General features: G+C 70.4%; 25 protein-coding genes. 15 read left to right on the forward strand and 10 right to left on the reverse strand.

The window, feature by feature from the left end; genetic code table 11:
• Nucleotides 1-35 precede the first annotated feature (35 nt).
• Complete coding sequence (locus J9315_RS05470) at nucleotides 36-449, forward strand: VOC family protein (protein ID WP_211978960.1); 414 nt, start codon at nucleotides 36-38, stop codon at nucleotides 447-449.
• Nucleotides 450-461: 12 nt separating this feature from the next.
• On the opposite strand, the gene J9315_RS05475 is transcribed toward J9315_RS05470, so the two are convergent.
• Entirely contained in the window at nucleotides 462-1,133 is a 672-nt protein-coding gene (locus J9315_RS05475; RefSeq protein WP_198499256.1) for a DUF1345 domain-containing protein, read from the reverse strand.
• A 99-nt stretch (nucleotides 1,134-1,232) separates the two neighbouring features.
• Here J9315_RS05475 and J9315_RS05480 point away from each other — a divergent pair, with 99 nt between their 5' ends.
• From J9315_RS05480 to J9315_RS05500, 5 genes are all read left to right on the forward strand, one after another.
• Complete coding sequence (locus tag J9315_RS05480) at nucleotides 1,233-2,117, forward strand: ribokinase (protein ID WP_211978961.1); 885 nt, start codon at nucleotides 1,233-1,235, stop codon at nucleotides 2,115-2,117.
• Nucleotides 2,114-3,013 carry a dihydrodipicolinate synthase family protein gene (locus tag J9315_RS05485; RefSeq protein ID WP_211978962.1) on the forward strand — a complete coding sequence of 300 codons (900 nt, stop codon included), beginning with the start codon at nucleotides 2,114-2,116 and terminating at the stop codon, nucleotides 3,011-3,013. The genes J9315_RS05480 and J9315_RS05485 overlap by 4 nt, the downstream gene beginning before the upstream one ends.
• A 199-nt stretch (nucleotides 3,014-3,212) precedes the next feature.
• On the forward strand, nucleotides 3,213-5,417 hold the full coding sequence (locus tag J9315_RS05490) for a choice-of-anchor I family protein (RefSeq protein WP_211978963.1): 2,205 nt from the start codon (nucleotides 3,213-3,215) through the stop codon (nucleotides 5,415-5,417).
• 42 nt (nucleotides 5,418-5,459) lie between these two features.
• Nucleotides 5,460-5,861, forward strand: coding sequence for a transporter suffix domain-containing protein (locus tag J9315_RS05495; RefSeq protein ID WP_211978964.1), 402 nt, complete (start codon nucleotides 5,460-5,462; stop codon nucleotides 5,859-5,861).
• A complete protein-coding gene (locus J9315_RS05500; RefSeq protein ID WP_211978965.1) occupies nucleotides 5,851-6,294 on the forward strand; it encodes a MarR family transcriptional regulator in 444 nt (147 codons plus the stop codon). The genes J9315_RS05495 and J9315_RS05500 overlap by 11 nt, the downstream gene beginning before the upstream one ends.
• A 38-nt stretch (nucleotides 6,295-6,332) precedes the next feature.
• On the opposite strand, the gene J9315_RS05505 is transcribed toward J9315_RS05500, so the two are convergent.
• The 5 genes from J9315_RS05505 to J9315_RS05525 form a co-directional block, all read right to left on the reverse strand.
• Nucleotides 6,333-7,145 carry a siderophore-interacting protein gene (locus tag J9315_RS05505; protein WP_211978966.1) on the reverse strand — a complete coding sequence of 271 codons (813 nt, stop codon included), beginning with the start codon at nucleotides 7,143-7,145 and terminating at the stop codon, nucleotides 6,333-6,335.
• A 95-nt stretch (nucleotides 7,146-7,240) separates the two neighbouring features.
• Nucleotides 7,241-8,575, reverse strand: a complete 1,335-nt coding sequence (locus J9315_RS05510) for a glutaminase (protein WP_211978967.1) — start codon at nucleotides 8,573-8,575, stop codon at nucleotides 7,241-7,243.
• A gap of 153 nt (nucleotides 8,576-8,728) precedes the next feature.
• Nucleotides 8,729-9,091 carry an antitoxin gene (locus tag J9315_RS05515; RefSeq protein ID WP_211978968.1) on the reverse strand — a complete coding sequence of 121 codons (363 nt, stop codon included), beginning with the start codon at nucleotides 9,089-9,091 and terminating at the stop codon, nucleotides 8,729-8,731.
• 101 nt (nucleotides 9,092-9,192) lie between these two features.
• A complete protein-coding gene (locus J9315_RS05520) occupies nucleotides 9,193-9,855 on the reverse strand; it encodes a response regulator transcription factor (RefSeq protein WP_211978969.1) in 663 nt (220 codons plus the stop codon).
• Nucleotides 9,852-11,111 carry a histidine kinase gene (locus tag J9315_RS05525; protein ID WP_211978970.1) on the reverse strand — a complete coding sequence of 420 codons (1,260 nt, stop codon included), beginning with the start codon at nucleotides 11,109-11,111 and terminating at the stop codon, nucleotides 9,852-9,854. Before J9315_RS05525 ends, J9315_RS05520 begins: the two co-directional genes overlap by 4 nt.
• 109 nt (nucleotides 11,112-11,220) lie before the next feature.
• Here J9315_RS05525 and J9315_RS05530 point away from each other — a divergent pair, with 109 nt between their 5' ends.
• The gene (locus J9315_RS05530; protein ID WP_211978971.1) at nucleotides 11,221-12,795 is read left to right on the forward strand and encodes an MFS transporter; all 1,575 of its coding nucleotides are present in this window, start codon (nucleotides 11,221-11,223) and stop codon (nucleotides 12,793-12,795) included.
• Nucleotide 12,796: 1 nt separating this feature from the next.
• Here J9315_RS05530 and J9315_RS05535 read toward each other — a convergent pair whose 3' ends face one another.
• Entirely contained in the window at nucleotides 12,797-13,513 is a 717-nt protein-coding gene (locus J9315_RS05535; protein ID WP_211978972.1) for a DUF2993 domain-containing protein, read from the reverse strand.
• 116 nt (nucleotides 13,514-13,629) lie between these two features.
• On the opposite strand from J9315_RS05535, the gene J9315_RS05540 reads away from it, so the two are divergent.
• Nucleotides 13,630-14,550: a hypothetical protein gene (locus tag J9315_RS05540; RefSeq protein WP_211978973.1), complete on the forward strand. Its 921-nt coding sequence runs from the start codon at nucleotides 13,630-13,632 to the stop codon at nucleotides 14,548-14,550.
• Here the strand turns inward: J9315_RS05540 and orn are convergent.
• Entirely contained in the window at nucleotides 14,547-15,212 is a 666-nt protein-coding gene (gene orn / locus J9315_RS05545) for an oligoribonuclease (RefSeq protein ID WP_282959872.1), read from the reverse strand. The genes J9315_RS05540 and orn overlap by 4 nt on opposite strands.
• Nucleotides 15,213-15,412: 200 nt before the next feature.
• On the opposite strand from orn, the gene J9315_RS05550 reads away from it, so the two are divergent.
• The 3 genes from J9315_RS05550 to J9315_RS05560 are packed head-to-tail and all read left to right on the forward strand — an operon-like array spanning nucleotide 15,413 to nucleotide 19,744.
• Nucleotides 15,413-17,005, forward strand: a complete 1,593-nt coding sequence (locus tag J9315_RS05550; protein ID WP_211979267.1) for a hypothetical protein — start codon at nucleotides 15,413-15,415, stop codon at nucleotides 17,003-17,005.
• 22 nt (nucleotides 17,006-17,027) lie between these two features.
• On the forward strand, nucleotides 17,028-17,972 hold the full coding sequence (locus J9315_RS05555; protein ID WP_249121039.1) for a tetratricopeptide repeat protein: 945 nt from the start codon (nucleotides 17,028-17,030) through the stop codon (nucleotides 17,970-17,972).
• A gap of 47 nt (nucleotides 17,973-18,019) precedes the next feature.
• Nucleotides 18,020-19,744, forward strand: a complete 1,725-nt coding sequence (locus J9315_RS05560; RefSeq protein WP_249121040.1) for a hypothetical protein — start codon at nucleotides 18,020-18,022, stop codon at nucleotides 19,742-19,744.
• A gap of 5 nt (nucleotides 19,745-19,749) precedes the next feature.
• Here J9315_RS05560 and J9315_RS05565 read toward each other — a convergent pair whose 3' ends face one another.
• Nucleotides 19,750-20,202 carry a hypothetical protein gene (locus tag J9315_RS05565; RefSeq protein WP_211978974.1) on the reverse strand — a complete coding sequence of 151 codons (453 nt, stop codon included), beginning with the start codon at nucleotides 20,200-20,202 and terminating at the stop codon, nucleotides 19,750-19,752.
• Nucleotides 20,199-20,549 carry a hypothetical protein gene (locus J9315_RS05570; protein ID WP_137826071.1) on the reverse strand — a complete coding sequence of 117 codons (351 nt, stop codon included), beginning with the start codon at nucleotides 20,547-20,549 and terminating at the stop codon, nucleotides 20,199-20,201. The genes J9315_RS05565 and J9315_RS05570 overlap by 4 nt, the downstream gene beginning before the upstream one ends.
• 138 nt (nucleotides 20,550-20,687) lie before the next feature.
• Between J9315_RS05570 and J9315_RS05575 the strand changes: the two genes are divergently transcribed.
• Genes J9315_RS05575 through J9315_RS05590 form a run of 4 tightly spaced genes read left to right on the forward strand, consistent with a single transcriptional unit; the run spans nucleotide 20,688 to nucleotide 26,227 of the window.
• Nucleotides 20,688-21,917 carry a cysteine desulfurase family protein gene (locus J9315_RS05575; RefSeq protein WP_211978975.1) on the forward strand — a complete coding sequence of 410 codons (1,230 nt, stop codon included), beginning with the start codon at nucleotides 20,688-20,690 and terminating at the stop codon, nucleotides 21,915-21,917.
• Nucleotides 21,914-23,089 (forward strand): tRNA 2-thiouridine(34) synthase MnmA, encoded by a 1,176-nt coding sequence (mnmA, locus tag J9315_RS05580; protein WP_211978976.1) that lies wholly within the window; start codon nucleotides 21,914-21,916, stop codon nucleotides 23,087-23,089. The genes J9315_RS05575 and mnmA overlap by 4 nt, the downstream gene beginning before the upstream one ends.
• Before the next feature lie 56 nt (nucleotides 23,090-23,145).
• Nucleotides 23,146-25,131, forward strand: a complete 1,986-nt coding sequence (locus J9315_RS05585) for a prolyl oligopeptidase family serine peptidase (protein WP_211978977.1) — start codon at nucleotides 23,146-23,148, stop codon at nucleotides 25,129-25,131.
• Complete coding sequence (locus tag J9315_RS05590) at nucleotides 25,088-26,227, forward strand: hypothetical protein (RefSeq protein ID WP_211978978.1); 1,140 nt, start codon at nucleotides 25,088-25,090, stop codon at nucleotides 26,225-26,227. Before J9315_RS05585 ends, J9315_RS05590 begins: the two co-directional genes overlap by 44 nt.

A 26,227-nucleotide genomic window follows, 5' to 3' on the forward strand; every position in this document is an offset into this window, starting at 1 on the left:
CCTCCTCAACGAGGCCTCCTGAGTTAGGCTCAGACATGAGCGATTTCCCGCGCCTGCTCCACACCGTCCTCGACGCCGAGGACCCGCGGTCCCTCGCCGAGTTCTACCGGCAGTTCCTCGGACTGCGCTACCGCAGCGGCGACGAGCCGCCCGTCGACGGCGGACCCGACGACGCCGACTGGCTCGTCCTCGTCGACGCCGAGGGCCGGCGCACGCTCGCGATCCAGCAGACCGACGAGCTCACCCCGACGACCTGGCCCGATCCGGCCGTGCCCATGCAGCTCCACCTCGACTTCACGGTGCCCGACACCGCAGCGCTCGAGACCCACCGCGCCCGGGCCCTCGACCTCGGGGCGCGCCAGCTCCTCGACCGCGCGGACGACCCTGACGAGCTTCTCTACGTCCTCGCCGATCCCGCAGGCCACCCCTTCTGCGTGTTCGTCGCCTGAGTCTCCTGCTCCTCAGGCCATCGTCACAAGCTTCTGGAGGACCTGGAAGGCGACGGCGACGACAAGCGCGTTGTAGAAGAACGCGATGATGCTCTGGAGCAGGACGATGCGGCGGGCGGCGATCCCGCACACCTCGACGTCCGAGGTCGCGAACGACGTGCCGATCGTGTAGGAGAAGTAGAGGTAGTCGAGGGTCGTCGGGAGGTCGGCTGTCGGGAAGCGCAGCTCCCGTTCGTCATTGGCCGCCTCGGTGACCTCATAGATCTCGGCGAACGCGATGTGGAGCATGAGCCACGAGAGGATGATGCCCGCGCTCGCCGCGAACAGGATCGTCGTCTGGTCGGCGCCGCCGTCCGCGGAGTCCTGGGTGACCATCGCGGTGATCGCCGCATTCGCCCCGACGACCGCGGCGAGCAGCGGGGGAATCCACAGCCACTTGACGACCGCTCGGGCCTCCGTGCGATCTCCGGCCTCGGGCTGTCGGCTGCCGTTCCACACGACGATGAGCCCGACGCCGAGGTAGACGACCGTCACCGCCTCCCACAGCAGCAGCGCCCACAGGGTGTTGGTGACGAGGTAGAGGACGCACGTGAGGACGATGAGCGTCTGCGCCGCCCCGCTGATCCACTGTCCCGCCCCGTAGCGCCGAACCGTCGGGCGCGCTTCCGTCGAATCATCGGCCATGGCCCGAATATACGTCATCCCACGACCCCGGCCTCGGCACCGAGACACCTCCCTGCGCCGGGACACCTCCCGTGTCCGAGGCGGGGGTTAGAGTGAGGTGTGTCCGCATTCGCCCTCCCGCTCACCGTCGTCGGCAGCATCAACGCCGACATCACCGCGGTCACCGACCGCCTGCCCGGCCCCGGAGAGACCGTCGGCGGCGGCACGCTGTCACGCAGCCCCGGAGGGAAGGGCGCGAACCAGGCGGCCGCGGCGGCCCGCCTCGGCGCCGTGACCCGGATGGTCGGGGCCGTCGGCGCGGATCCGACGGGACGGGAGATGACCGCGGACCTGCGTGAGGCCGGCGTCGACGTCAGTGCCATCGCCGAGGTGGACGCCGAAACGGGGACCGCGCTCATCACCGTCGACGCCCGCGGCGAGAACACGATCGCCGTGTGCGAAGGGGCGAACGCCCAGGTCAGCGCCGCCGGACTGAGGTTCGACGAGACGGACACCGTGCTCACGCAGCTCGAGATCCCGCTCGAGGTCATCAGCGACCTCGCCCGCACCGTGCGCGGCTGGTTCGTCATCAACGCCGCCCCCGCGATTCCTCTGCCCGCCGAGGTCGTCGACCGTGCTGATCTCATCATCGTCAACGAATCCGAGTACGCCGCGCTGCCGCAGCTGGCCACGGCTCGCCGGGTGGCCGTGACCTACGGGGCGCAGGGATCGGCCCTGCTCGAGAACGGTGAGCAGATCGCGTTCGCACCCGCCGAGACACTCACCCCGGTGAGCACCGTCGGGGCCGGCGACGCCTTCTGCGCGGCCCTGACCATCGCCCTGCGCTCCGGCATCCCCGCCGCCGACGCCCTGCGCGTCGCCAACGCCGTCGGGGCGATCGCCGTGGCCAGTCCCGACGCGCGACCGTCCTTCCCGCCGCTCGAACACCTCATCGCCACCCTCGACGGAGACCCATCGACGACGAGAGAACGGACATCGTCATGATCGCCCTCACCGGCCTCAGCGCCTTCCCGCTCACACCCATCCGCGACGGCAGCCTCGACGAGGTCGCCTTCGACGGGCTCATCGACCGCCTCGTGACCGCCGGCGTCGATTCGATCGCCCCGCTCGGGTCGACCGGGGTGGGCCCCTACCTCAGCGTCGGCACCCGCGCCTTCGTCGCCCGCGCCGCCGTGGAGCGCGCCCAGGGCATCCCCGTCATCGTCGGGATCGGAGCGCTCAGCCAACGCGATGTGCTCGCCAACGCCGCCGCGGCCGAGGAGGCCGGGGCCTCAGCACTCCTCCTCGCCCCGATCAGCTACCACCCGCTCACCGCGGACGAGGTCGTCGAGCTCTTCCGCGCCGTCACCTCGGCGACGGACCTGCCCGTCATCGTCTACGACAATCCGGGGACGACGCACTTCACGTTCACGACCGACCTCTACGGACGGCTGAGCGAGCTCGACGGCGTTGCCGCGATCAAGATCCCCGGCCTGCCGCTGTCTGAGGGGGAGTGGACGCAGCGGGTCGCCGACATCCGGGAGGCGACCGCGGAGGGCACAGCGATCGGCGTCTCCGTCGACGCGTACGGCGCCGACGGCCTCCTCGCCGGCTGCGATGCGTGGTTCTCCGCGATCGGGGGCACTCTGCCCGAGCCGATGCTCGCGATCACCCGCGCCGCACAGTCCGGGGACGCCTACCTCGCCCGCGAGCTCTCCGCCGAGCTCCAGCCGCTGTGGGACCTCTTCGCCGCCCACGGCGGGAGCCTCCGGGTGGGGGCGGCGATCGCCGAGCACCTCGGCCTCGTCACCGGCGACAGCCTGCCCGCACCCCTGCACGGGCTCGACGCCGAGGCCAAGCGCGCAGCCGCCGAGGTCGTCGACGCCCTCGGTCTGCGCTGAGGTCCCCGCCGGCAGCTGGTCCGCAGACACCGGCAACCGGCCCTGCCTGAGCCTGCCGGTCACAGCGTCACCGGCGCGCAGACCGACCCCGGCTCTTCACCTGCCGTCCATCTGAGGTTCCGGCCGGAGACAACTCCCTGCCCATATATGGAGGTGGGCGGGCCGTTGCCGCCTGCCGCCGCCACGACTCGGAGACCCGATGACGCATACGAAGACGATCACCGCCGCCCTCACCTCACTTCTCCTCACCACCGGTCTCACCACTGGGCTCACCGTCACCGGCGGTGCCGGGGCGAGTGCGGCGGAAGTGCCCGACCCGATCAGCTCCTCGGCACCGGACGCTGAAGTCGAACTCGGCTTCCTCGGCTCCTATGAGACCGGCCAGTTCGACGAATCCGCCGCAGAGATCACCGCGACCTACGGCGACACCGTCTTCACCGTCAACGCCCAGGCGGCGACCGTCGACATCATCGACGCCTCCGATCCGACGAACCCGACGAAGACCGGCGAGATCACCGGGACCGGGGTCGCGAACTCGGTGGCGATCCGCGACGACGGCCTCGGCGTCATCGCCCTCGAAGACGCGGACAAGACCCAGCCGGGAACGCTGCTGTTCTTCGACGCGAACTCACCCGAGGCGACGGTGCTCGGCTCGGTCACCGTCGGCTCCCTGCCCGACATGGTCGCCCTCACCCCCGACGGCACCCGGGCGCTGACGGCGAACGAAGGCGAACCCGCCGACGACTTCTCGACGGACCCCGAAGGGTCGATCGGCGTCGTCGATCTCCCCGCCGAGGTGGCCGCCCCGTCCCAGGACGCGGTGCGGATCGCGGACTTCAACGACTTCGAGGAGGGCGGCTCCAAGACCCTGCCCGCCGACGTCCGGGTCTTCGGCCCCAACCCCGACGGCGACCTGCCGGTGTCGCGGAACCTCGAACCGGAGTACATCACCGTGGCCGGCGACAAGGCGTACGCGACGCTGCAGGAGGCGAACTCGGTCGCCGTCGTCGACATCGCCTCCGCCGAGGTCACCGAGATCCTCCCTCTCGGCTTCAAGGACCACGGGCAGCCGGGCAACGGCCTCGATCCCTCCGACCGCGATCCCGAGGACGCCCCGACGATCAACATCGCCGAATACCCGGGACTCAAGGGCACCTACATGCCCGACACGATCTCGACGTTCTCCGCAGGCGGCACCGACTACCTCGTCACCGCCAATGAGGGCGACTCCCGCGAATGGGGAGACTTCTCCGATGCCGCCCGCGCCAAGGATCTCGGCGACGACGGCCTTGCGCCGGTCTGCGAGTCCTCGCCGCTGGCCGACCGGCTCGGCGATGACGAGCTCGGACGCCTCAACGTCATCACCGACCTCGGCCTCAGCGAGGACGGCAGCTGCTACGAGGAGCTCTACTCCTTCGGCGCCCGCTCGTTCGCGGTGTGGACGACCGACGGTGAGCTCGTCGCCGATTCCGGTGACGAGTTCGAGCGGCTCACCGCCGAGGCGAATCCCGACTTCTTCAACTCCAACCACTCCGAGTCGAACCTCGAGGGACGCAGCGACGACAAGGGTCCGGAGCCCGAGGCGCTGACGATCGGCGAGGTCGGCGGAACGACGTATGCGTTCATCGGCTTCGAGCGCGTCGGCGGCATCGCCGCCTACGACCTCACCGATCCCGCGCAGCCGAAGTTCGCGACCTACTTCAACAACCGCGACTTCTCCGTCTCCGTCGAGGACGAGATCGAGGCCGCCGAGGATCCGACGGCCCTGCTCGCCAGCGCCGGTGACCTCGGCCCGGAGGGCATCACGTTCCTCAGCCCCGACGAATCGCCGTCCGGGGAGGCCGCCCTCGTCGTCGGCAGTGAGGTGTCCGGCACGACGAGCATCTACTCGATCGCCGATCTCAGTAACGGCGGTGGCGGGTCGGACGCCGGTGCCGATGACAATGCCGGCGCCGATGACAATGCCGGGGCCGGGGACAACGCCGGCGCCGAGGCGGATGCCGGGGCCGGCGACAACGCCGGGGCTGACAGCACCGCCGGGTCCGACGCGGATGCGTCCGGCGCAGACGAGACCGCAGGCGCCGAGGCGGACGCCGGCGCTGAGGGCACCACCGCGGCGACCGGGTCGACCGCAGGCGGCCAGGACGCCGACGGATCGGATGCGAAGGGGAGCGGCGCGGACGCACAGGGCGCCGAAGCGGACGCGAGCGGCTCATCGGCCTCAGCGGCAGCGGGCGCCGATCCGGACGCGAGCGCTGACTCTGCCGACGACGGCGACGAGAACGCGGGCTCGCTGCCGCGCACCGGTGCCGACCTCGGGCAGTACCTGCTCATGGGGGCGCTTGCGGTCGGACTCATCGCCATCGGCGTCGTCGCATTCGTCGTGACGCGGAGGAAGCGCTGACCCGAGTTGACTCATTTAGTTTAGTCAACTAAACTAAATGACATGACAACGAAACCCCGCACCCGCAAGGCTCCCGCAAAGGGAGCGAAGAAACCACTCCGCTTCAAGTTCGGAATCGCCCTGCTCATCCTCTATCCGCTCTTCTTCCTCATCATCCCGATCGCTCCGTTCCTGCCCATCGACGCCGGCAGCAAGGTCGGACTCGTGGCCGGCGTCCTCGCCGCCGGGGAAGGCGTCCTGCTGCTCGCCATCGCGTGCGTCGGCAAGGAGGCGTTCCAGGCGATCAAGGCGAAGATCCTCCGCCGGAAGAAGAAGCCCGCGACTGAGGTGAGTGAGACGACGGCCGAGACGGTGACCGACACGTCGAGCGACACGGCGACCGACGCCCCGGCGGCGAAGCCCGCCGTGGTCGGTGCCGTGAGGCAGGCGCGTCATGCCGGATGAGGCCGAGGCCCGCGCGGCCGCCGCGCGGATCAATACGCTCCTGGTCGAACTGTGGCGCGTCTCCGAAGGGGAGGGTCCGCAGTACGACGACTTCGAGCTCACCGCTCAGCAGCACACGGTCCTCGAGCGGATCGCGAACAACCCCGAGATCACCTCGGGGGAGCTCGCGGCCGACCTCGGAGTGACGAAGGGGGCGATCAGCCAGCATCTCGGCGTCCTCGAGGCGGGCGGCTACATCGCCCGCCGCCGCAGCGAGCGCGACGGGCGCGTGCAGGTCCTCGAGCTGCAGGACCGCGGCAGGAAGTACCGCGACGCGCTGGTCAGCTACGAGGACTTCCTCGTCGACCGCTACCTCGAGCGGCTCTCCGCCGAGGATCTCACCGAGATCGCCGCGGCCCTGTCAAAACTCAAGGGCGCGTTCACATCCGACTGACGCGCTGAGAACCCCATCCCGCCCATCGGCCGGGTCGATCACTCGATCTGGCCGATGGGTTCGCGCTTCTCGGCCTGGAACTGGTCCTCGGCCCGTCCGCGCGCCCAGTACGCGGAGATCGACAGCGCCTCCCGGGGCACCTCCCGCTCTTTGAGGATCCGCCGGATCGCCTTGATCGTCTCCCGCTCACCGTGAGCGAAGACCTGCGGCGTCCCCGCCGCCCAGGGCAGGTCGCTCACCGCGGCGATGAGGTCCTCATCGGAGTCGACCCAGGTCACGGTCAGTCCTGCCGGGACCGCGGGGAGGAGGCGGTCGGCGGAGTGCGCGACGGCGAGGAGGACGTGGCCGGTCGCCTCGGCGTCCATCGCCTCGATCGCCGAGCTCACCGCGGGCAGCGCCGTGTGGTCGCCGATGAGCAGATGCCACGGCGATGCCGGAACGGGGCGGTAGGCCCCGCCGGCACCCATGAGGACGAGCGTGTCCCCGGGCTGCGCGGCCTTCGCCCAGGGGCCCGCGATGCCCTCGTCGCCGTGGACGACGAAGTCGATCGTCACCCGCTTGGCCGCGACATCCATCTCCCGGACCGTGTACGTGCGGTTGCGGGGCAGGGTCTCCGGTGCCGTCTCCCGCAGGGCGGCGAGGTCGTAGGGCGGGGTGAGGCCGTGCGCGGGATCGGCGAACATGATCTTGACGTACTTGTCCGTCGAGTCGTTGTTCCTGATCGCGTCGAACCCCTCGCCGCCGGCGACGATCCGGACGAGATGCGGGCTCACCGTCTCCGTGCTGATGACGGAGAGGATGGCCTGCGGGCGATCCGGGCGCTTCGTCCGGGCGGGGGCGGGAGTCGACATGCGGGGGCCTTTCGCTGTAGGTGGAGTTAGGTTCACCTTAGCAAATCCCGCCGAGGTGGTCGCCGGCATCGCGCCACCGCAAGCCGGCGAGGCGGTCAGGACACCTGATCGGCGAAGTCGTCGCGCACCCGCCGCAGCCCGCGCAGGTCGAGATCGCGCAGCTGCTTCGGCGACTCGAGGATCTCGACCCCGGGCAGCGCCGAGGACGGTCCGCTGCAGCCCATCGAGTTCTCCGGGTCGAGGAGGACGACCTGCTTGCCCTCCTCGCCGAGTCGCCGCAGCGCCTCGACGATCATCCGGCGGGCCACCTCGTTGATCGAGTACACCCGGCGCAGGTCGAGGGCGAAGACGTCGATGGCGTCGTCGGGGGAGGCGATCTCGCGCATGACGTTCTCCGCGCCGCTCCACTGGATGAGCCCCTGGAGGCTGACGATGCGGACCATGTCGCCCTTCGCATCGACGAAGCGCCGATCGCGGCGGATGATCGAGCGGGCGGGCTCCGGTGCGTTCATGATGTGGAGGCCGAGGTCGGCCGACAGCGAGCGGAAGATCTTCGCTCCGCGCACGCTCGTGCCGTGCTTGTCGAGCTTCGGCGAATACGTCGCGATGCCCACCTGGCCGGGCAGGACACCGAAGAGGCCGCCGGACACGCCGCTCTTGGCGGGCACCCCGACCTCGGTCATCCAGTCACCGGCGGCGTCGTACATGCCGCACGTCATCATCACTCCGAGCACCTGCCGGTTGACCCTCGGGGAGAGCACCCGCTCGCCGGTGATCGGGTTGACCCCGCCGCCGGCGAGGGTGGCGGCCATCATCGCGAGGTCCCGGACGCTGACGAGGACCGAGCACTGGTTGATGTAGCCCTGGACGACCTCGTCGGGATCGTCGGTGATGACGTCGTAGGACCGGAGCATGTTGGCGATCGCTATGTTGCGGTAGGCCTGCTGCCATTCCCCGGCGGCGATGTGCTCATCGACGCGCAGCTGCCGGCCGGCGAACCGGGAGAGTCCGGCGCGGACGATCTCCGTGCGCTCGGCCAGGGTCGCGTTCTCCCCGCCGAGGAGGGAGTGGATGGTGATGGCCCCGGCGTTGATCATCGGGTTGAGCGGTTTGCCCGAGGTCTTGTCGAGGGAGAGCTCGTTGAACGCCTCACCGGTGGGTTCGACGCCGACCTTGTCGAGGACGGCAGGAATGCCGAGGGCCTCGAGGGCGATGCCGTAGATGAAGGGCTTCGACATCGACTGGATCGAGAACTCGAAATCGGAGTCGCCGGAGTCGTAGAGGACGCCGTCGAGCGTCGAGATGCTGATCGCGAGCTTGTTCGGATCCGCGGCCGCGAGGTCGGGGATGTAGTCGGCCATCGCACCGCTGCGGTCGTGGCGATGACGCTCGAGCGTCTCATCGAGGAAGTCGGGAATGGGGGATCGCACAGCACCTCCTTCGGGGCAGTGTCGGCTGTCGGCCGCACGAGCGCGGGCCGACTGCCATTCTCACACACGAGGCCGCCGGATCGGCCACCCGAGACACGCGATGCCCCGCACGGCGGCAGCCGTGCGGGGCATCCTCGGTGGTGCCGAACCGGCTCAGCGCCGGGGGCTCTGCGGGTCCTCGGGGTCGCGGCGATCACGGAAGTCGACCGGGTTCTGCTCACCCGGACGCGGGTCGCCGGGCCGGGCGTCGCCGGGGCGCGGGTCACCGGGGCGCGGGTCACCGGGCCGGGCGTCGCCGGGGCGCTGGTCGTCGTGGCCGATCGCGCGGTCCGCGGCGTCGCGGGCGCTCTTGATCTTGTCGCTGTACTTGCCCTTCGTCAGCGAATCGGCGGCACCGGCAGCCTTGTCGAGGACCTGATCGCTGAACTTCTCCACCTTGGGGTTGTTGAGCTTCTCACGGACCTTGGGGTCGTTGGCGAGGTTCTTCGCCTTGTTGATGAACTTGTCGAATCCCATGGGACTGCCCTTCTTCACAGGTGTGCTTCACAGATGTGATGGTCGCCACCGATCCTAGTCCGCGAGGCTGAGTCGGTCCTGTGGGCCGCCTTCGCCCCGCCTCAACCCGACTTGTCCGCGGAAGGGCCGGTCGCGGCGGTGTAGGCGAGCGCTGCCTGCACCCGCGACTCGACGCCGAGCTTGACGAGCACTCGGGAGACGTGCGTCTTCACAGTGGCCTCGGTGATGCCGAGCTCATTGGCCAGGGCGCGATTGTTCCGGCCTGCGGCGATCCCCGCGAGGACCTCGCGCTCCCGGTCGGTGAGATCGTCGGGCAGCGCCGCGGCGGGTGCCGGTTCCTCGGGAAGTGCCGAGAGCATGGTGACGACGCTCGCGGTGACCTCGGGTGAGAGCACGGTGTCCCCGGCGGCTGCGCGGTGCACGGCGCCGATGAGCTCCTCGGCCGAGGCGCTCTTGAGGAGGAAGCCCGCGGCCCCCGCGCGGAGGGCGGCGAGGATGACGTCGTCGAGTCCGAACGACGTGAGGATGAGAACCGTCGGGGCGCCTGGGGCCGACCGCAGCTGCCGGGTCGCGGCGACTCCGTCGAGGACGGGCATCCGCACATCCATGAGGACGATGTCCGGGCGCAGCGCTTCTGCCATGCTCACCGCCGTGCGCCCGTCGGCGGCCTCGCCGACCACGGAGATGCCGTCGGCGGTGTCGAGGAGCAGGCGGATGCCGGCGCGCACGGCTCCGTGATCGTCGGCGATGAGGACGGTGGTCACTGCGGGGGTCCTTTCGGTCTCGGCGGCTCCGGCGCGACGTGCGACTCGGGTGCGGCCGTCCTGCCTCCCGGCAGGGTGAGTGTGGCGGTGAACGTGTCCGTCGTCCGGGTGAATGCGGCACCCCCGCCGAGGCGCTCGAGCCGGTGGGCGATGTTGTCGAGTCCGTGCCCCGCCCGGTCGGTCGCCCCCGCGGTGGGGGAGAGCGCGACCGGGTTGGACGCGGCGATCGCGCCCGCCTCGGTGACGGTGATCGTCAGCTCCGGTGCGCTGGCGTGCTTGACGACGTTGGAGATGAGTTCGGCGATGACCGGACGCAGCGCCGCCTCCTGCCGGTCGGGCAGCGCGGTGAGCGCCTCCGCCCCGGTGACGGTGACCCCGAGGCTCCTGGCCAGGGCGATCGCCTCGGCCGCTGACGCCGCGACGGGAGGATCGGCCTCGACGTCGGAGCGGAGGACATCGATCATGCGGCGCATCTCGCTCAGCGCCCGGTCGGCGGCGGCGTGGACGGTGGTGAGCACCTCGGTGCGGATCCTCTCATCGTGGGCGGCCAGCGCCGCCTGGGAGTGGAGGGCGATCGCGGAGATGTGCCCGGCGACGAGGTCGTGGAGGTCCTCGGCGGCGGCAGTTCGCACCTTCTGCTCGGCGAGCCGGGCGCTCACCGCGGCGTTCTCGGCAGCCAGACGCGCCGCCTGCTCCTGAGCGTCCGCGCGGGCGCGCTCGGCCTCGGCCCGTTCGTGTTCGGCGGCGGCGGTGTTGCGGTGCTCGCGGACGCTGCTCGCCCACAGGGCCGGGAGGAAGAGGATGATGACGGCGAGGACCGAGAACTGGAACGACGTCGACAGATCGAATCCGGAGGCGAACGAGGCGACGCCCGCGACGATCGTCGAGACTCCTGCGAGGGTGAACACGACCGTCGACACGCGCGGGGATGCGTGTCCGACGAGGGCGAAGACGAGCTGGAACACGAGCCAGAGAGCGAAGTCGTGGCCGCCGGCGAGGACGTCGACACCGAGGCCGATGAGGAAGCTCGTCGTCGAGATCGCCACCCGCGGGGCGTAGAGCGTGCCGATGAATCCGCAGGTGATGAGCACGGGCTGAGCGACCTGGTCGGGGACGACGTCGGTGTCGAACCACTGGTTCTGGGGGCCGAGGACGATGAAGAGGACGCCGATCGCGCTGAGCACGAGCGCGGTGAGGAGATCCTCGAGGGTGAATGCGGGCAGGCCCGGCACTGACAGGTGCCGCTGATCGGACATGATCCGAGTCTAGTGACGACGCCGTCGGGAGGAATCATCCCAAAGTCGGATGTCGACGTGCGACTTCCTCCCGACGACGGGGCTTCCCTCTCCCGCATAGCGTGGCGGCATGAACAGCACCGAGGCGGCCCGGAGTTCCGGTCGGGCACAGGCATCGACGGCGTCGGGCTTCTTCAGCGGACCCGCTGAACTCCTCGCCTTCGTCCTCCCCGTCGTCGCCGCGCAGCACCTCGGGGCGAGCGGGGCCGAGACCGGAGCGCTCGTCGCCGTCCAGCTCCTCGTCTCGCTCCTCATCCGGCCCCTGGCCGGCAGGCTCGTCGACCGGTGCGGATCGCCGCGGAGCTCGGCGATGATCGCGGCGGCGGGCTCAGGCGTCGGGGTACTCTCCTTCCTCGTCTTCGCCGCCTCGACGACGCTGCCGCCGGCGTTCGCCGCTGCCGCACTCGGCGGCATCGCCGGTGCGCTCTTCTGGGTCGCGGTGCGCGCCCTCATCGCCGAGCGCGCCGAGGGCGATATCGGCGATGACCGCTTCGCCGTGCTCATGGAGAACGAGTCCTCCGGCGCCTGGATCGCGTTCATCATCGGCATCCCGCTCTTCCAGGTCGCCGGACCGCAGGCCGTCTTCCTGGCGTGCGCGGTCGCCTGCCTCGTCGCGGGGGTCCTGCTCGCGCGGATCGGAACGCACAGTCCTGCACAGGGAGAGGCACGGCAGCGCCCGACGCCCGACTCTGCACATCTGCTGCGATCCCTGCGCGGCATCCTCGCGCTCGTCGTCGTCCTCGCCTTCGCCGAGGGCATCATCTCACTCCTCCTCATCCTCCACCTCGCCGTCGAGCTCGGGCTGGAGCTCGGAGAGATCGCGCTCGTCTACCTGCCGGGGGCGATCGTGCTCAGCATCGCCCCGCGTCCTCTCCACCGTCTCGTCCGCCGCATCGAGCCGCGGTGGATCCTCCTCCTCGGCCTCACGTGCTCCGCCGGGTTCGCCGCGGCGATGGTCACCCGCCCCGGCCCGGTCGCGCTCGCCGTGCTCTGGGTCCTCTCCGCCCTGTGCTTCTCGCTGCTCGAACCGCTGCTCGACAGGCTCATCGCCGTCGTCTCCGGCCACCGGGCGGGAGCTGGGTTCGGGTACGCCCAGAGCGCAGAGCTCATCGGGACCGCTGCCGGGACGCTGGCGGCCGGAGCGCTCTTCGGTGCCGGCGCCTGGCATGTCGCGACGATCGCCGCCGCGGTCGTCCTCATCATCGCCGCGCTCACCGGGTGGCGGGGTCTGCGCCGTTTCCCCGCCGCAGACCTCGGGGCAGACGAACGCATTCGAGACCAGCGCCCGCGCGACAGTCGCCAGCACGGCACTCGTCGAAACGACACCCGCCGCAGCGGCACCACCACAGAGAGAAAGGGACTGAGTCCAGCCATGAAGAGAACAGCAGCGACCCTGGCCATCCATGTCGGCATCTACGTGATCGCGCAGGTGATCTTCGCCCTCGTCGCCGCCAGCTGGCCCTGGGAGGTGATCACGGGCGGGACCTCGGTGACGACCCTGCTGAGCTGGAACGCCGGGGGAACGGACATGCAGAGGTGGATCGGCTCGATCTCACGGATCTGGACGATCGTCGTCCTCATCGACATCCTCTGGTCCGGTTATCGGATGATCGTGCCGAAGGCACCTCAGTCCTCGACGGACTGACCTACTCGAGCATCACCCCGTTGCCGTGGACGCTCACCCGCATGCCGTCGTCGACGGCGTCGATGCCGGTGACCTCGAGGCCTTCGGGCATGTCGCCCAGATCGATGACGATGTCGGAGATCTCCGAGGTGAGGAACGACGGCATCGTCGAGAGGTCGACCTCGGCCGCGCCGAGGGTGAGCGTCGTCGCCGAGACGAGGATCTGCCGCCCGTCGGGCTGCGCATCGATCCCGACGCGCACGTCCTGCCCGAGCAGGGAACCGGTGAGGTAGAGCGTCCCGTCGGTCGTCGTGAACGTCATCCCGTCGGGCAGGGAGGCGTTCTGCCCGGCGAGCCGATCGATCGTCGACAGCGGGATCGTCGCCTCCCCGTCGACGGTGCCGATCGGCCGCGAGGAGTCGGTGGGCACATCGAAGAGGCTGAGGTCGACGTCGGTGACCTCGAGGTCCTCGTACGTCGCCCGCGTCGCCGTGACGTCGACGGCGTCGAGCCTGCCCGCAGCCAACTGGTTGAGGATCGGGAAGCCCCTGACGTCGACCTGCGCGTCGCCGTAGTTCTCCAGCCCCTCGGCGATCCGGCGCTCGGTGGTGAAATCGACGATCCGGTCGGCGGCGATGACCCCGACGACGAGGGTGACGACGACGATGATCGCGGAGACGATGAGGGGACGGCGGCGGGACCGGCGGCTCGGATGGGCTCGGGTTGCTCCAGTCGTCATGACGCTCATTCTCCCATTGTCCCTGCCCAGGATGCGTGCGACCTGGCTGTCGGATGTGCCGGTCCGACAATCGCCTGCCCTGTCGGCCGGGGACGCACCCCGCCTAGGATGGGGCCATGGACTCGACTCGCACGCAGAACATCAGGACCCTCTCCGGTCGCCTCAACTCGTTCCACTCGTCGATCTACTTCTCCGAGGTCGTCGGCGCCTCGTTCGCCGAACTCGGCCTCGAACCCGGGATCCCGGCGAACATGGCCGCCCGCTCGGCGCCGATGGGTCGCGTCAACGCCGGCGTCGTCGCCGGCACCTTCTACAACTACTCGCCGTCGTTCATCGCGACGATCATTCCGCGGATCTGGGACACCGTCTCCCCGGACGTCATGGTCTCCGCCCGTTTCGACGCCGTGTCCCTCTACCTCGACGGACTCTTCGGCGACCGTGACGACATCGCCCTCCTCACCGAGGCGGCCGTCCAGCTCACGGAGACGCTCACCCCCGTGCGCGAGGCGATGGACTTCACCGGGCGCTCGCTGGCCGGCTCGACCGCCGCCGCCGTCGCCGCCCACACCCCGGCCACGGCCTTCGAGGCTCTCTGGGATCTCGCCACAGTGGCGCGCGAGTTCCGCGGCGACGGGCACGTCGCCTCCCTCGTCACCGCCGGAGTCGCCGGCATCGACGCCCTCATGCTCGACGTCGCCACCGGTGCGTCGTTCAAGCCGCGGGCCGCGCAGAAGACCCGCGGTTACACCGATGAGGAGTGGCAGAGGGCCCAGGACGGACTCGCCGAGGCGGGGCTGATCACCGTGGGCACCGACGACCGCGGGTATCCGCTGCCGCAGATCACCGACGCGGGACGTCAGCTCAAGGAGGAGGTCGAGATCCTCACCGACGGCACCGTGGCCGCCGCCTGGTCGGTGCTCAGCGACGAGCAGATCGCCTCGCTCATCGCCCCGAGCCGCACGCTCGTCAAGGTGCTCGTCCAGTCGGGGGCGTTCCCGTCCGCCGTCTTCGCGCAGCCGGAGCGGAAGTCGAGCTAGTTCGCCGGTGTCGCGTCGGCGGGGGTCTCAGCAGCGTCGCCCGCCGGCTGCTCCGCGTCCGCGGAGTACTGGGCGACCACCTCGGCGGCGATGCGCTTGGCATCATCCGAGGTCGGCCCCTCTGCGGAGAACACGGCCCGGCGGTAGTACTCGAGTTCGACGATCGAATCCCGGATGTCGCCGAGGGCGCGATGGCCGCCGAGCTTCGCCGGTGCCTGGTAGTAGGCGCGGGGGAACCACTGCTTCGACAGCTCCTTGATCGAGGAGACGTCGATGATGCGGTAGTGGAGGTAGGCGACGAGGTCGGGCATCTGCTTGTTGAGGAACACCTTGTCGGTGCCCACCGAGTTCCCGCCCAGCGGGGCCTTGCCGGCCTCCTTGACGTGCGTCTTCACATAGTCGAGGACCTGGGCCTGCGCCTCGGCGACGGTCGTGCCGGCGTCGAGTTCGGTGATCAGCCCGGAATCGGTGTGCATCTTCGTGACGAAGTCGTTCATGTTCGCCCGGGCCGCCGCCGAGGGCCGGATGACGATGTCGATGCCCTCATCGAGCGGTCGGAGCTCGAAGTCGGTGACGATCGCGGCGATCTCGATGAGTTCGTCACGCGCCTCGTCGAGGCCGGTCATTTCGCAGTCGATCCACACAATTCTGTCGTTGCTCACGCTGCCAGCTTAACGGTGTGCGGGTCGGGACAAGCCGAGTGGGTCTGTGTGTCCGCTGACACACGCTGAGTGCATCCGCAGAACACCGCCGCCGTCGGTGACCTAAACTTGTACTGACCTCTGCCCGGACAGGGTGGGAGGAATCGTGCCGACTCGAGGAGAAGGTTTTTCGCGTGCGTTACACACTTGCTGTGATTCTCATGGTGGTGGGTGTCGTTGTCTCAGGGCTCGGGCTGCTCCAGAAGACCCTGTGGGCCCCCTCCGACACGATCACCGCCACGACGCAGATCGACGGGTCGGCCCCGGCCGTCATCGTCGATCCGGGCATGCTCAACCTCTATGACACGCCCGCGACGCTGACCGCCCAGGGCACCGGTGATCTCACGATCGCGCAGGCCCCGATCGAGAGCATCGACGCCTGGGTCGGCGATTCCCCGGCCGCCCGGATCACCGGACTCGCCGCGGAGAACGGTCTCACCGTCGAGCCGAAGGAGGGCGAGGCAGAGCTGCCGAACCCGGTCGGCTCCGACCTCTGGGAGGCCGAGGTCACCGGCACCGACACCGTGAGCCTCGACTGGGACTCCGACCCCAACCGCACAGGGTTCCTCATCGCCGGCTCCGGCGCCCCCGGCGACGTCACCTCGGTGTCCCTGTCCTGGCCCAACCGCGCCGACACCCCCTGGGCGATCCCGCTGATGATCGCCGGCGGCGCGATCTTCGTCATCGGCCTCATCCTCCTCTTCCTCGGCCGTCGCACCGCGAAGCGCGAAGCCAACCGCCGCCAGGCCCGGCAGGACCGCCGGCGCAAGCTCGCCGAATACGGCACGGCCTTCGCCATCGTCCCGGTCCTCGCGCTCAGCGCGTGCGGCCCCGCCGAGCTGCCGACCCCCGAAGCCTCACCGGCCCCGACGACGCCGATGGCCGGGGTGAGCAGCGGCCAGGCTGAGCGCATCCTCGGCGCCGTCGCCACCGACATCGCCGCCGCGGACAAGGAGACCGACGCGAAGAAGCTCGAGGCCCGCGCCACCGGACCCGCACTCGAACAGCGCACCGCCGTCTACACGGTCAAGGACAAGGTCAAGGACCAGACGATGCCGCCGGCGATCGCCGCCGACGACATCGTCGTCAACTTCACCGCCGCGACCGACACGTGGCCGCGGATGACGAGCCTCATCACCTCGGCCGGCGACCAGACGCAGCTCCTCGTCCTCACCCAGGACGACGCCCGGGCCGACTACAAACTGTGGTCGCAGACCGTTCTCGTCCCCGGCACCGAGCTGCCGGAGATCGCCGACGCCCGTCAGGGCTCGCAGCCGCTCGACGCGAGCGCGGAGGGCTTCGCGATGACCCCGCAGGCCGCCGTCGCCGACTACGCGAAGGCCCTCGGCGCCGGCGCCTCGTCGAAGGAGGCGAAGCTCTATGAGCCCGACGACTTCTCGAAGTCGATCTGGGCGAACCAGGACGAGCAGAAGAAGAGCGCGGAAGAGGGCAAGGCCAGCGTCAAGTACTCGTACGAGCCCGGACAGCAGATCGTCGCCCAGGAGACGGCGGGCGATTCCGCGGTCGTCACCGGCGTCATCACCGCCGAATCGACGATCACCCCGCAGTCGACAGGCGGCCGCACGGGCACGCTGACCCTGAGCACCCCGCAGAAGGAGCTCACCGGGGAGAGCAGCACGCAGCAGCCGGTGACGACGACGACGTACCAGGTGCTCACCTTCCTCGTGCCGCAGGACGGCAAGCCCCGCCTCATCGGCGGCCTCGAAACCCTCAGCGGAGCCAAGCTCGGCTGACGCACCCAGCAAAGGAGATCCCGTGTCTTTCGATCCGAATCAGGGTCCCGGCCCGCAGTCGGGCAGCACCCCTCAGCAGGGGCTCGACCTCTCCGCGGTCCGCACGAAGAACATGCCCGCCGACGAGGCGGGTGCGCCGGCCGCGGATCCCACCGCGGTGCCGCTGCCCTCGCTCGTCCTCGACGTCGACGAAGCGGTCTTCAACGACATTGTCGCGCTCTCCGAGCGCGTGCCCGTCGTCATCGACCTCGCCTCGAGCGCCAGTGACGCAAGCCGTGAGGTCTCCGCCGTCCTCGCGCGCCTCATCCCGTCCTACGGCGGCAGGCTCGTGCTCGCGAAGGTCGACGTCGACCAGAACCCGCGGGTCGCCCAGGCCTTCGGCGTCCAGTCGACCCCGACGGTCGTCGCGATCATCAAGGGCCAGCCGGTGCCGCTGTTCCAGAGCACGCTGCCCGAACCGCAGATCGCGGCCTACTTCGACGAGCTCCTCACCCTCGCCGCGGAGAACGGCGTGAGCGGTCACGCGGTCGTCGGGGGAGCCGAACCCGAACCGGCCGGCCCCAAGCATCCCGAGGCCGAGGAGGCCCTGGCCGCCGGGGACTTCGACACCGCCGAATCCCTCTTCAAGGCGGCACTGGCCGCCTCACCGGCCGATGACGAGGCGAAGTTCGGCCTCGCCCGCGCCGGCCTCGGCCGCCGCCTCATCGACGCCGACCCCGACGAGCTCATCGCCGCCGCTGACGCCGACCCCGCGGATGTCGAGGCCGCGAAGGCCGCCGCCGACGCCGAGGTCGTCAGCGGCAACCCGGCCGGGGCGTTCGACCGCCTGATCTCGCTCATCCGCACGTCCACGGGACCGGAGAAGGAGGCGCTGCGCCTGCGCGTGCTCGACCTCTTCGAGATCGTCGGACCCGATGACCCGGCCGTCGCCAAAGCACGCACCAAACTGATGAGGGCATTGTTCTGAACCAGATAGTCCGCCTCACCACCGCCATCCTGTTCACGATCACCGGCGTGATCCTGACCGTGCTGGTGGCCTCTGCCATGTCCGTCGTCGGCACCGACGAAGTCACCGAGACCCCGGCCTTCGAAGTCTCCGACGGGTCGTACGCCGTCGTCCTCGACGAGGCGATCGTGCCGTTCTCCGGCACGAACGTCACCATCGAGGCGACGAACGCCGACGGCAAGGAACTCTTCCTCGGCACCGCGAACGGCGTCGACACCGCGAGCTACCTCGACGGGGTCTCCCAGGTCCAGATCAGCGACGTCGACTTCCCCAACGAGGCGACCCATCGCTCGATCCCCGGTGACCCGGCGCCCGCCGCGGACATCGCCGGCAGGGATTGGTGGACATCCGCGGAGACCGGGGCGACCGTGTCGAAGACCTTCGACCTCGATGCCGACCCGCAGGTCCTCGTCATCGCGCCGGCGACGGCGGGGGAGAACCTCGACGGGACGACCGTGCAGCTGAAGATGCGCGTGGCCGGTGTGCTCGCGCTCAGCCTCATCGGCCTGGCCGCCGCGATCATCGCCTTCGGCTTCGCCGCGTACTTCTTCCTCCGCTGGTGGAACGGACGGATCCGCCCGCGCAAGCAGTCCGGCAAGCTCAAGGAGCGCCGCCCCAGCACCGAGGCGCCCCGCCGGAAGTCCCGGAAGTCCGCCTCGGCGACCGGGCAGGAGACCGCGGACACCGCGCCGACCGGCAGCGAGAACCCGGCCGGGAGTCCGACCGCGGAGCCGGCGAAACCTGCGGCTCCGCCTCGGCGCCGGAACACCCGCGTGCGCGCGGCTGCCGGCATCTCGCTGGCTTCGGGCCTGGCGCTGTCCGGCTGCGGTGCGCTGCCCATCGCCCAGCCCGACACCCCGCAGGTCACCCCCTACGAGCGCACCGCTGTGCGCCCGGGCGAGGCCGGGGAGTTCATGACCTCGTACACGGAGTCGCTCGACAAGATCCTCGCCGACAAGGGCGAGGGACTCGAAGCGATCCAAGGCGCCCCGCTCATCGACCGCACCCGTGCGCAGATCCAGATCGCGGACAAGACGAAGCAGAACCTGCGCGCCCCGAACTTCACCGAGGTCGTCGCCGGCGGACCTGCCTTCACCGACTATCCGATGTGGTTCTACGCCCTCGGCACGACGGGCGGGGACGAGAAGCTCACGCAGGTGCAGCTGGCCACCCGGGAATCCGCCTCGGTGCAGCCGCTCGTGCGCACCGCGGTCTTCATTCCCGCCGATCAGGCCCCGACCCTGCTCGCCGACGGCAGCGGAGCGGTCGGGCCTGCCCCGCAGGCGTTCACCGAGGAGATGGCGACCGCAGCCGACCAGATCTCGACGTTCCTCAAGGACGGCAAGGTCGACGGCGGCATCGTCTCCGGACTCGACCAGGGCGGCTTCAAGTCCTTCCAGGACTACGTCGGCGGCCTGCGCAACGAGGACTCCGGCTTCGACGACGTTACCGTCGAATGCACCCCGTACCAGGACTTCGACTTCGGGTCGATGACGCTGACGACGGAGAACGGGGCGCTCGGCATGGGCGAGATCCGCTGCACCCTGACGATCAAGGTGCCCGAGGACTACTCGGTCGACCTCGGTGACACGATCGAGGCCGTGAAGACGAACGACAAGGACGGCAACACCGTCAAGGTCGACACCGCCCAGCCCTACGTCCTGCTCAAGGACGGGGAGACGATCACCGCACTCAACACCGACTGGGACATCCTCTCCTCACGGATCGAGTGAGGAGATCACACGAGGTCCGTCTGCTCCTCGCGCACCCGCCGGCCGACCCGCAGCAGCCACCACAGGCCGATGAGGGGAAGCACGAGCGGGATGAAGCCGTAGCCTGAGCCGAAGTTCGACCACACCGAGGGCTTCGCGAAGTCCTCGGGATGCGTGAAGCTGAGGATGCCGACGATGATGACGCCGGCGAACTCGATGAGGCACGCGGCGATCGCGATGCGGTGCGTGACCCGGTTGCCGATGACGAAGCACACCGTCGCGAGGATGTAGATGCCGGCGGCGATGACGGAGAGCGTGTAGGCGACCGGGGCGACGTCGAATTCGCGGATGACCTGGTAGCCGGCCCGCGCGGTCGCCGACAGCGCGAAGATCCCGTAGACCGCGGTCAGGGCCCGACCGGGTCCCGAATGCATCGCCGAGTACGGTGAGCGCGGTGCCGGGCGAGTGCGTCTGTTCACAGCCAAATCTGGTCCATTCTCTCGATCATGATGATCACCGTCAGCCCGGCGGCGGCGAGCACGCCGGGACCCCACCTGCTCAGCTCCGCGAACGCCCAGAACCCGGCGAGCGCGATGACGAGGATCGCGGTGATGACATAGCCGAAGTAGAGGAGCGGGTCGACGCCGTCGGTGCCTCCGAAGGTCGCGATCGAGATGACGAGCTCGACGATGAGGAGGAGGAGCAGGAGTGCGGAGCAGCCGAGCAGCAGCGGTCCCGCAGGTCGGTTGCGGATCGTCTCGACGATCGCCCACACGGTGAGCACGGCGGCGACGGCATAGAGCACGAGCGTGAAAACGGTGAACACCCGGACAAGTTTAGTCCGCAGGGCCCCGCGGCGAAGACCGCTCCGAGCGGCGGAACCGGGTGAGATCGGGCACGGAAGCGGGTGAGATCGGGCACGGAACCTGGCCGGGGCCGGGCCCGAGCGCCTAAAATACTCGACGTGCCGATCTATCTCGACCATGCCGCGACCTCGCCGATGCCCCAGGCGGTGCTCGACGTCTACACGACCGAGCTGAGCCGCCGGGCCAATCCGTCGTCGCTGCACGCGGTCGGTCAGGCCGGGCGGATGCGGCTGGAGACGGCCCGCGACGACATCGCCCGGGCACTCGGGGCGACGAGCTCCTCCGAGGTCGTCTTCACCTCCGGCGGCACGGAGGCCGACAACCTCGCCGTCAAGGGCCTCTACCTCTCCCGCAACAACGGCAGCTTCGCCGAGCCCGCCCGACCCCTCGTCCTCACCTCGGCGATCGAGCACCACGCGATCCTCGACTCCGTCGACTGGCTCGAGTCCCAGGGCGCGGAGATCGTCCTCCTCGACGTCGACGAGACCGGCCGGATCGACCTGCCCGCCGCCGAGGCGGCGTTGCGCCGCGACCCCGACCGGACCGCGCTGCTGTCGGTCATGGCCGCGAACAACGAGATCGGCACGATCCAGCCGATCGCCGAACTCGGTCGCCTCGCCCGGGACCTCGGCATCCCGTTCCACATCGACGCCGTCCAGGCGCTCGGGCAGATCCCGCTCGACTTCGCCGCACTGGAGGCCACGGCGATGACGATCACCGCGCACAAGATCGGCGGTCCCGTCGGCATCGGCGCCCTCCTCCTCGACCGCGCCGCCGCGCCCACCCCGATCCTCCACGGCGGCGGTCAGGAGCGCAGCGTGCGCTCGGGCACCCTCGACGTCGCCGGCGCGGTCGCCTTCGCCGCGGCCGTCGACCTCGCGACCTCCGACCTCGATTCGCGGGCCGCGAAGTTCTCCGACCTCCGCGACCGCCTCATCGCCGGTGTCGAGGCGACGATCGAGGGCGCGACACTGTCGGGCCCCCGCGGGACCGGCCGTCTGCCCGGCAGCGCCCACTTCACGTTCGCCGGCTGCGAGGGCGACTCCCTGCTCTTCGGCCTCGACGCCCGCGGGATCGCGACGTCGACGGGATCGGCTTGCTCGGCCGGCGTCTCCCGCCCTTCCCATGTCCTCCTCGCCGCGGGCATGAGCGAGGACGTCGCCCGCTCCGCACAGCGCTTCACCGTCGGCCACGACACCGCCGTCTCCGACATCGACGCGCTCCTCGAGGCGCTGCCCGCCGTCGTCGACCAGGCCCGCCGGGCCGGCATGGTCTCGGCGACGCCGCGCTGGCGGCAGACGGCCCACGAGAGTCAGGAGAGCGCATGAAGGTCCTCGTCGCGATGTCCGGCGGAGTCGACTCCGCCGTCGCCGCCGCCCGTGCCGTCGACGCCGGCCACGAGGTCGTCGGCGTCCACCTCGCCCTGTCCCGGATGCCCGGCACTCTGCGCACCGGCTCGCGGGGCTGCTGCACGATCGAGGACTCCCGCGACGCCCACCGAGTGGCGGGCATGCTCGGCATCCCCTTCTACGTGTGGGACTTCTCCGAGCGGTTCAAGGAGGACATCGTCGATGACTTCATCGCCGAGTACGCCGCCGGCCGCACCCCGAACCCGTGCATGCGCTGCAACGAGCGCATCAAGTTCGCCGCCCTCCTCGACCGGGCGCTCGCCCTCGGCTTCGACCAGATCGCGACCGGGCACTACGCCGAGGTGGTCCGCGACGCCGCCGGCCGCCCCGAGCTCCACCGCGGCGAGGACCTCGCGAAGGACCAGTCCTACGTCCTCGGCGTCCTCACCGGCGAGCAGCTCGAGCACTGCTACTTCCCGATCGGAGCGACCGCTTCGAAGGCCGAGGTCCGCGCCGAGGCGGCCGAGCGCGGCTTCTCGGTGGCGAACAAGCCCGACTCCTACGACATCTGCTTCATCCCCGACGGCGACACGAAGGCCTGGCTGGCCGACAAGATCCCGATGCGCCCGGGGCTCATCAAGGACGGCGAGGGCGAAGTCCTCGGAGAGCACGACGGTGCGATGACCTTCACCATCGGCCAGCGCAAGGGGCTCGGCATCGAGAAGCCGGCCGCCGACGGCAAGCCGCGCTTCGTCACCGGTCTCGACCCCGCCTCGAACACCGTGACCGTCGGCTCCCGCGCCGACCTCGGCGTCTCCCACCTCACCGGCATCCGCACCTCGTGGGCCGGACCCGCCCCCGCCGACATCGGCACCACACCGGAGACGGGGATCGACTGCGAGGTCCAGATCCGCGCCCACTCCGACCCCGTGCCCGCCCGCGCGTGGCTCGGGGACGTCGTCACCGAGGTGCCCGCCCACGAGGCCGCGGTGCCGGCGGCCCGGCCCGCCGGCCAGCTCCTCCACGTCGACGTCGCCGAGGAGCTCTCCGGTGTCGCCCCGGGACAGACGATGGTCGTCTACCGCGGCACCCGCGTCCTCGGTCAGGCCACGATCGACGTCACCGCCAGGGACCGCCTCGGCGCGCGGTGATGCGCACCGGTGACGCCCACCGGTGACGGGCCCGCTATGGGCGGTAGCCTGGGGGAATGAAGGAATCGCCCCAGGACGTCGTCACCGCGCCGTACGGCACGTGGTCCTCGCCGCTGAGCGCAGCGGAGGTCGCCACCGGGGCAGCCCCGATCTTCGAAGCCGCCTTCCGCGGCGAGCACGTCTACTATTCGGCGAAGTTCGCCGCCGAGAACTCCCGGACGGGACTCGTCCGCACCTCCCTGTCGCACCCGGGGCCGGGGGAGCGGATCCTGCCGGAGCCGTTCAACATCCGCTCGGCCGTCCACGAATACGGCGGCGGGGCCTGGGCGCTCGACCCCGACAGCGACATCGTCTACTTCGTCAACGCCGCCGACCAGCGCGTCTGGCAGCTCATCCCCGGCCGGTCGCCGCACGCGCTCACCCCCGAGACCTCGGGTCTCATCCGCTACGGTGACCTCCACATGACCCCGTGGGGGCTGCTCTGCGTGCGCGAGGACTGCCGATCGACGGTGCGGCGGCGCTCGATCGTGCTCATCACCCGCTTCGGGACGATGCGGGAGCTCGCGACGCAGGCGCACTTCATGGCGTGGCCGCGGATCTCGGCCGACGGCCGACTTCTCACCTTCATCGGGTGGGAGCACCCGCACATGCCGTGGGATGAGACGAGCCTGTGGGTCGTCGACCTCGGCACCGGGGGCGACCCGACCGTCGCCGCCGTCCTCCACGGCAGTGAGGTGGCCCTCCTCCAGCCGGAGTTCAGCGGACCGACGACGCTGCGGCTGTGCTCGGACCATCAGGGGCACTGGGCCCTCTACGAACTCGACCTCAGCGGGGTGGCGGGGTCGTCTGCCGCCGAGGCGGTCGACCTCTCCGTGACCGACCTCAGTCCCGTCCTCGACACGGGAACCGAGATCGGCGGACCGCTGTGGCAGCTCGGGGCGCTGTGGCACCTCGGTGACGGCGCCGAGGTGTGGGCGCACGCGCAGTCGGACATGGCCGCCCTCGTGCGGGCGCGCGACGACGCTGCCGCCACTCCCGTCGGGGACGCCAGCGCCACCGCCGCCTCGGCGCGGGTCGTCGAGGAGATCGCGACGCTGGGCAGCATCGAACTCCACGATCTCGGCCGCACCCACGTCCTGCTCACCGCGAAGTCACCGGACTGCGCGGGCGCGCTCATCGCCGTCGACCGGGTGACCGGGGCGTTCACGGAGATCGCGACGGAGCGGCTCGACGCCCACGACGACTACTACGCGCACCCGCGCACGACGGTCCTCGGCGGCGTCCCCGTCGTCCTCCATGAGCCCCACAATCCCCGCTTCATCGCCCTCGACCGGGAGCGCCCTCCCTACGTCGTCATCGCCCACGGCGGACCGACCGGGCAGGCGACGGCGGACATGTCGGCGCGGATGAGCTTCTTCGCCTCCCGCGGCATCGGCGTCATGGAGGTCAACTACGGCGGGTCGACGGGCTTCGGCCGCGCCTGGCGCGAGCGCCTGCGCGGACAGTGGGGGATCGTCGACGTCGCCGACATCGTCTCTGCCGTCGAGGGACTCATCGATGCGGGACTGGCCGACCCGCTGCGGATCGCGATCTCCGGCGGTTCGGCGGGGGGCTGGACGGCGCTGTCGGCGCTCATCAGCTCCGATGTCTTCGCGTGCGGCACCTCGTACTTCGGGGTCACCGACCTCATGCGGTTCGTCATCGACACCCACGACTTCGAGAGGCACTACGTCGACGGTCTCGTCGGCCCCTGGCCCGAGGCGCAGGACGCGCTCTTCTCCCGCTCGCCGATCCACCGCACGAGCGACATCAGGGTGCCCGTGGCGATCATGCAGGGCGACCGCGACCCGATCGTCCCGCCCAATCAGGCGCAGGAGTTCGTCGACATGCTCCGACTGGCCGGAGTGGAGTACATTTACCGTCTGTACAAGGGCGAATCCCACGGCTTCGTCCGCACCGAGACCATCATCGATTCCCTGGAAAGCGAGTTCGGATTCTATGTCGACGTCTTCGGAATCCCCCGCAGCCGCAGGCACCGCTGAGACGCAGTCACTCACTCCGTCGGCGACGACGACGTCGGTGTGGATTCCCGGTGGGGACAGTCTCGGCGGCTCCGACCCGGCCGCCGCGTCCCGGCCCGGTGACGTCTCCCGGCGGGCCGCCTCGGCGGGCTTCGACGTCCTCGCCTCGGGCCTGCCTCCCGTCCCGCTCATCGCCCACCGCTCCGGGGACCGGTGGGGCGCCGACGCGATCGGCCGCGCCGTCGGCCTGCTCACCGACCTCCACGTCGACCGCGCGTCCTACGGGTGGAGGCTGACGGCCGCGGCGGGACGGGACGAGCGTCTCGAGTCCTCCGGGCTCGGCGAAGCCCTCGACGCCGTCGCCGAATACGGCGAGGGCTTCCCCGGTGCCGTGCAGGTGTCCCTGCCGGGACCCTGGACGCTCGTCACCGCGCTCAGCCTGCCCTCGGGCGCCCGCGTCCTCGGCGACGCCGGAGCCCGCCGCGACGTCGTCCAGGCCTACGCCTTCGGCATCGCCGGCCTCACCGAACGGCTGCGCAGGCTCGGGCTGCGCACCGTCATCCGCTTCGCCGAGATGCGCCTCGACCCCGTCCTCACCGGCACCTGGCCCACCGTCTCCGGCTTCGCGAGCCTGCCCGCGATCAGCGAGACACAGGTCCACGCGGCGCTGACCTCGACCTTCGGGCACCTGCCGCCGTCCCTGCTCAGCCTGCCCGACCTCGCGCCCCTGCGGCTGCGCGGCAAGGAGATCCCCGCCGCCGAGGTGGTCCGCTCCACCGGTGCCGGCGCCGTGTCCGTGCCGTTGGCTAGTCTGAGGGCAGCAGGATGGGAGCAGCTGGCGATCCTCGCCGAGGCGGGAGTCGGCACATGGATCCGCCTGCCCGCCGACGCCGGTTCCCGACCCGGTGACGTGCGGCAGTGGCTCGACCGCATCGCCGAACCGTGGCAGCGGGTCGGCATGGGTGCCGCGAGCCTCGCGGGCTTCGGCGTGCTCACGGGAGAGGAGCTGCCGCTGGGGCACCCGCCGCTGCTCGCTCCGGCGGCGACGCCGGACCGCGCCGATGAGCCGGCGATGCGGCTGGCGGCAGGACTGCGGCGAGCCCTGACGGAGGGATAG

Source organism: Brevibacterium sp. W7.2, assembly GCF_018137945.1.
GTDB classification, from domain to species: Bacteria; Actinomycetota; Actinomycetes; order Actinomycetales; family Brevibacteriaceae; genus Brevibacterium; species Brevibacterium sanguinis.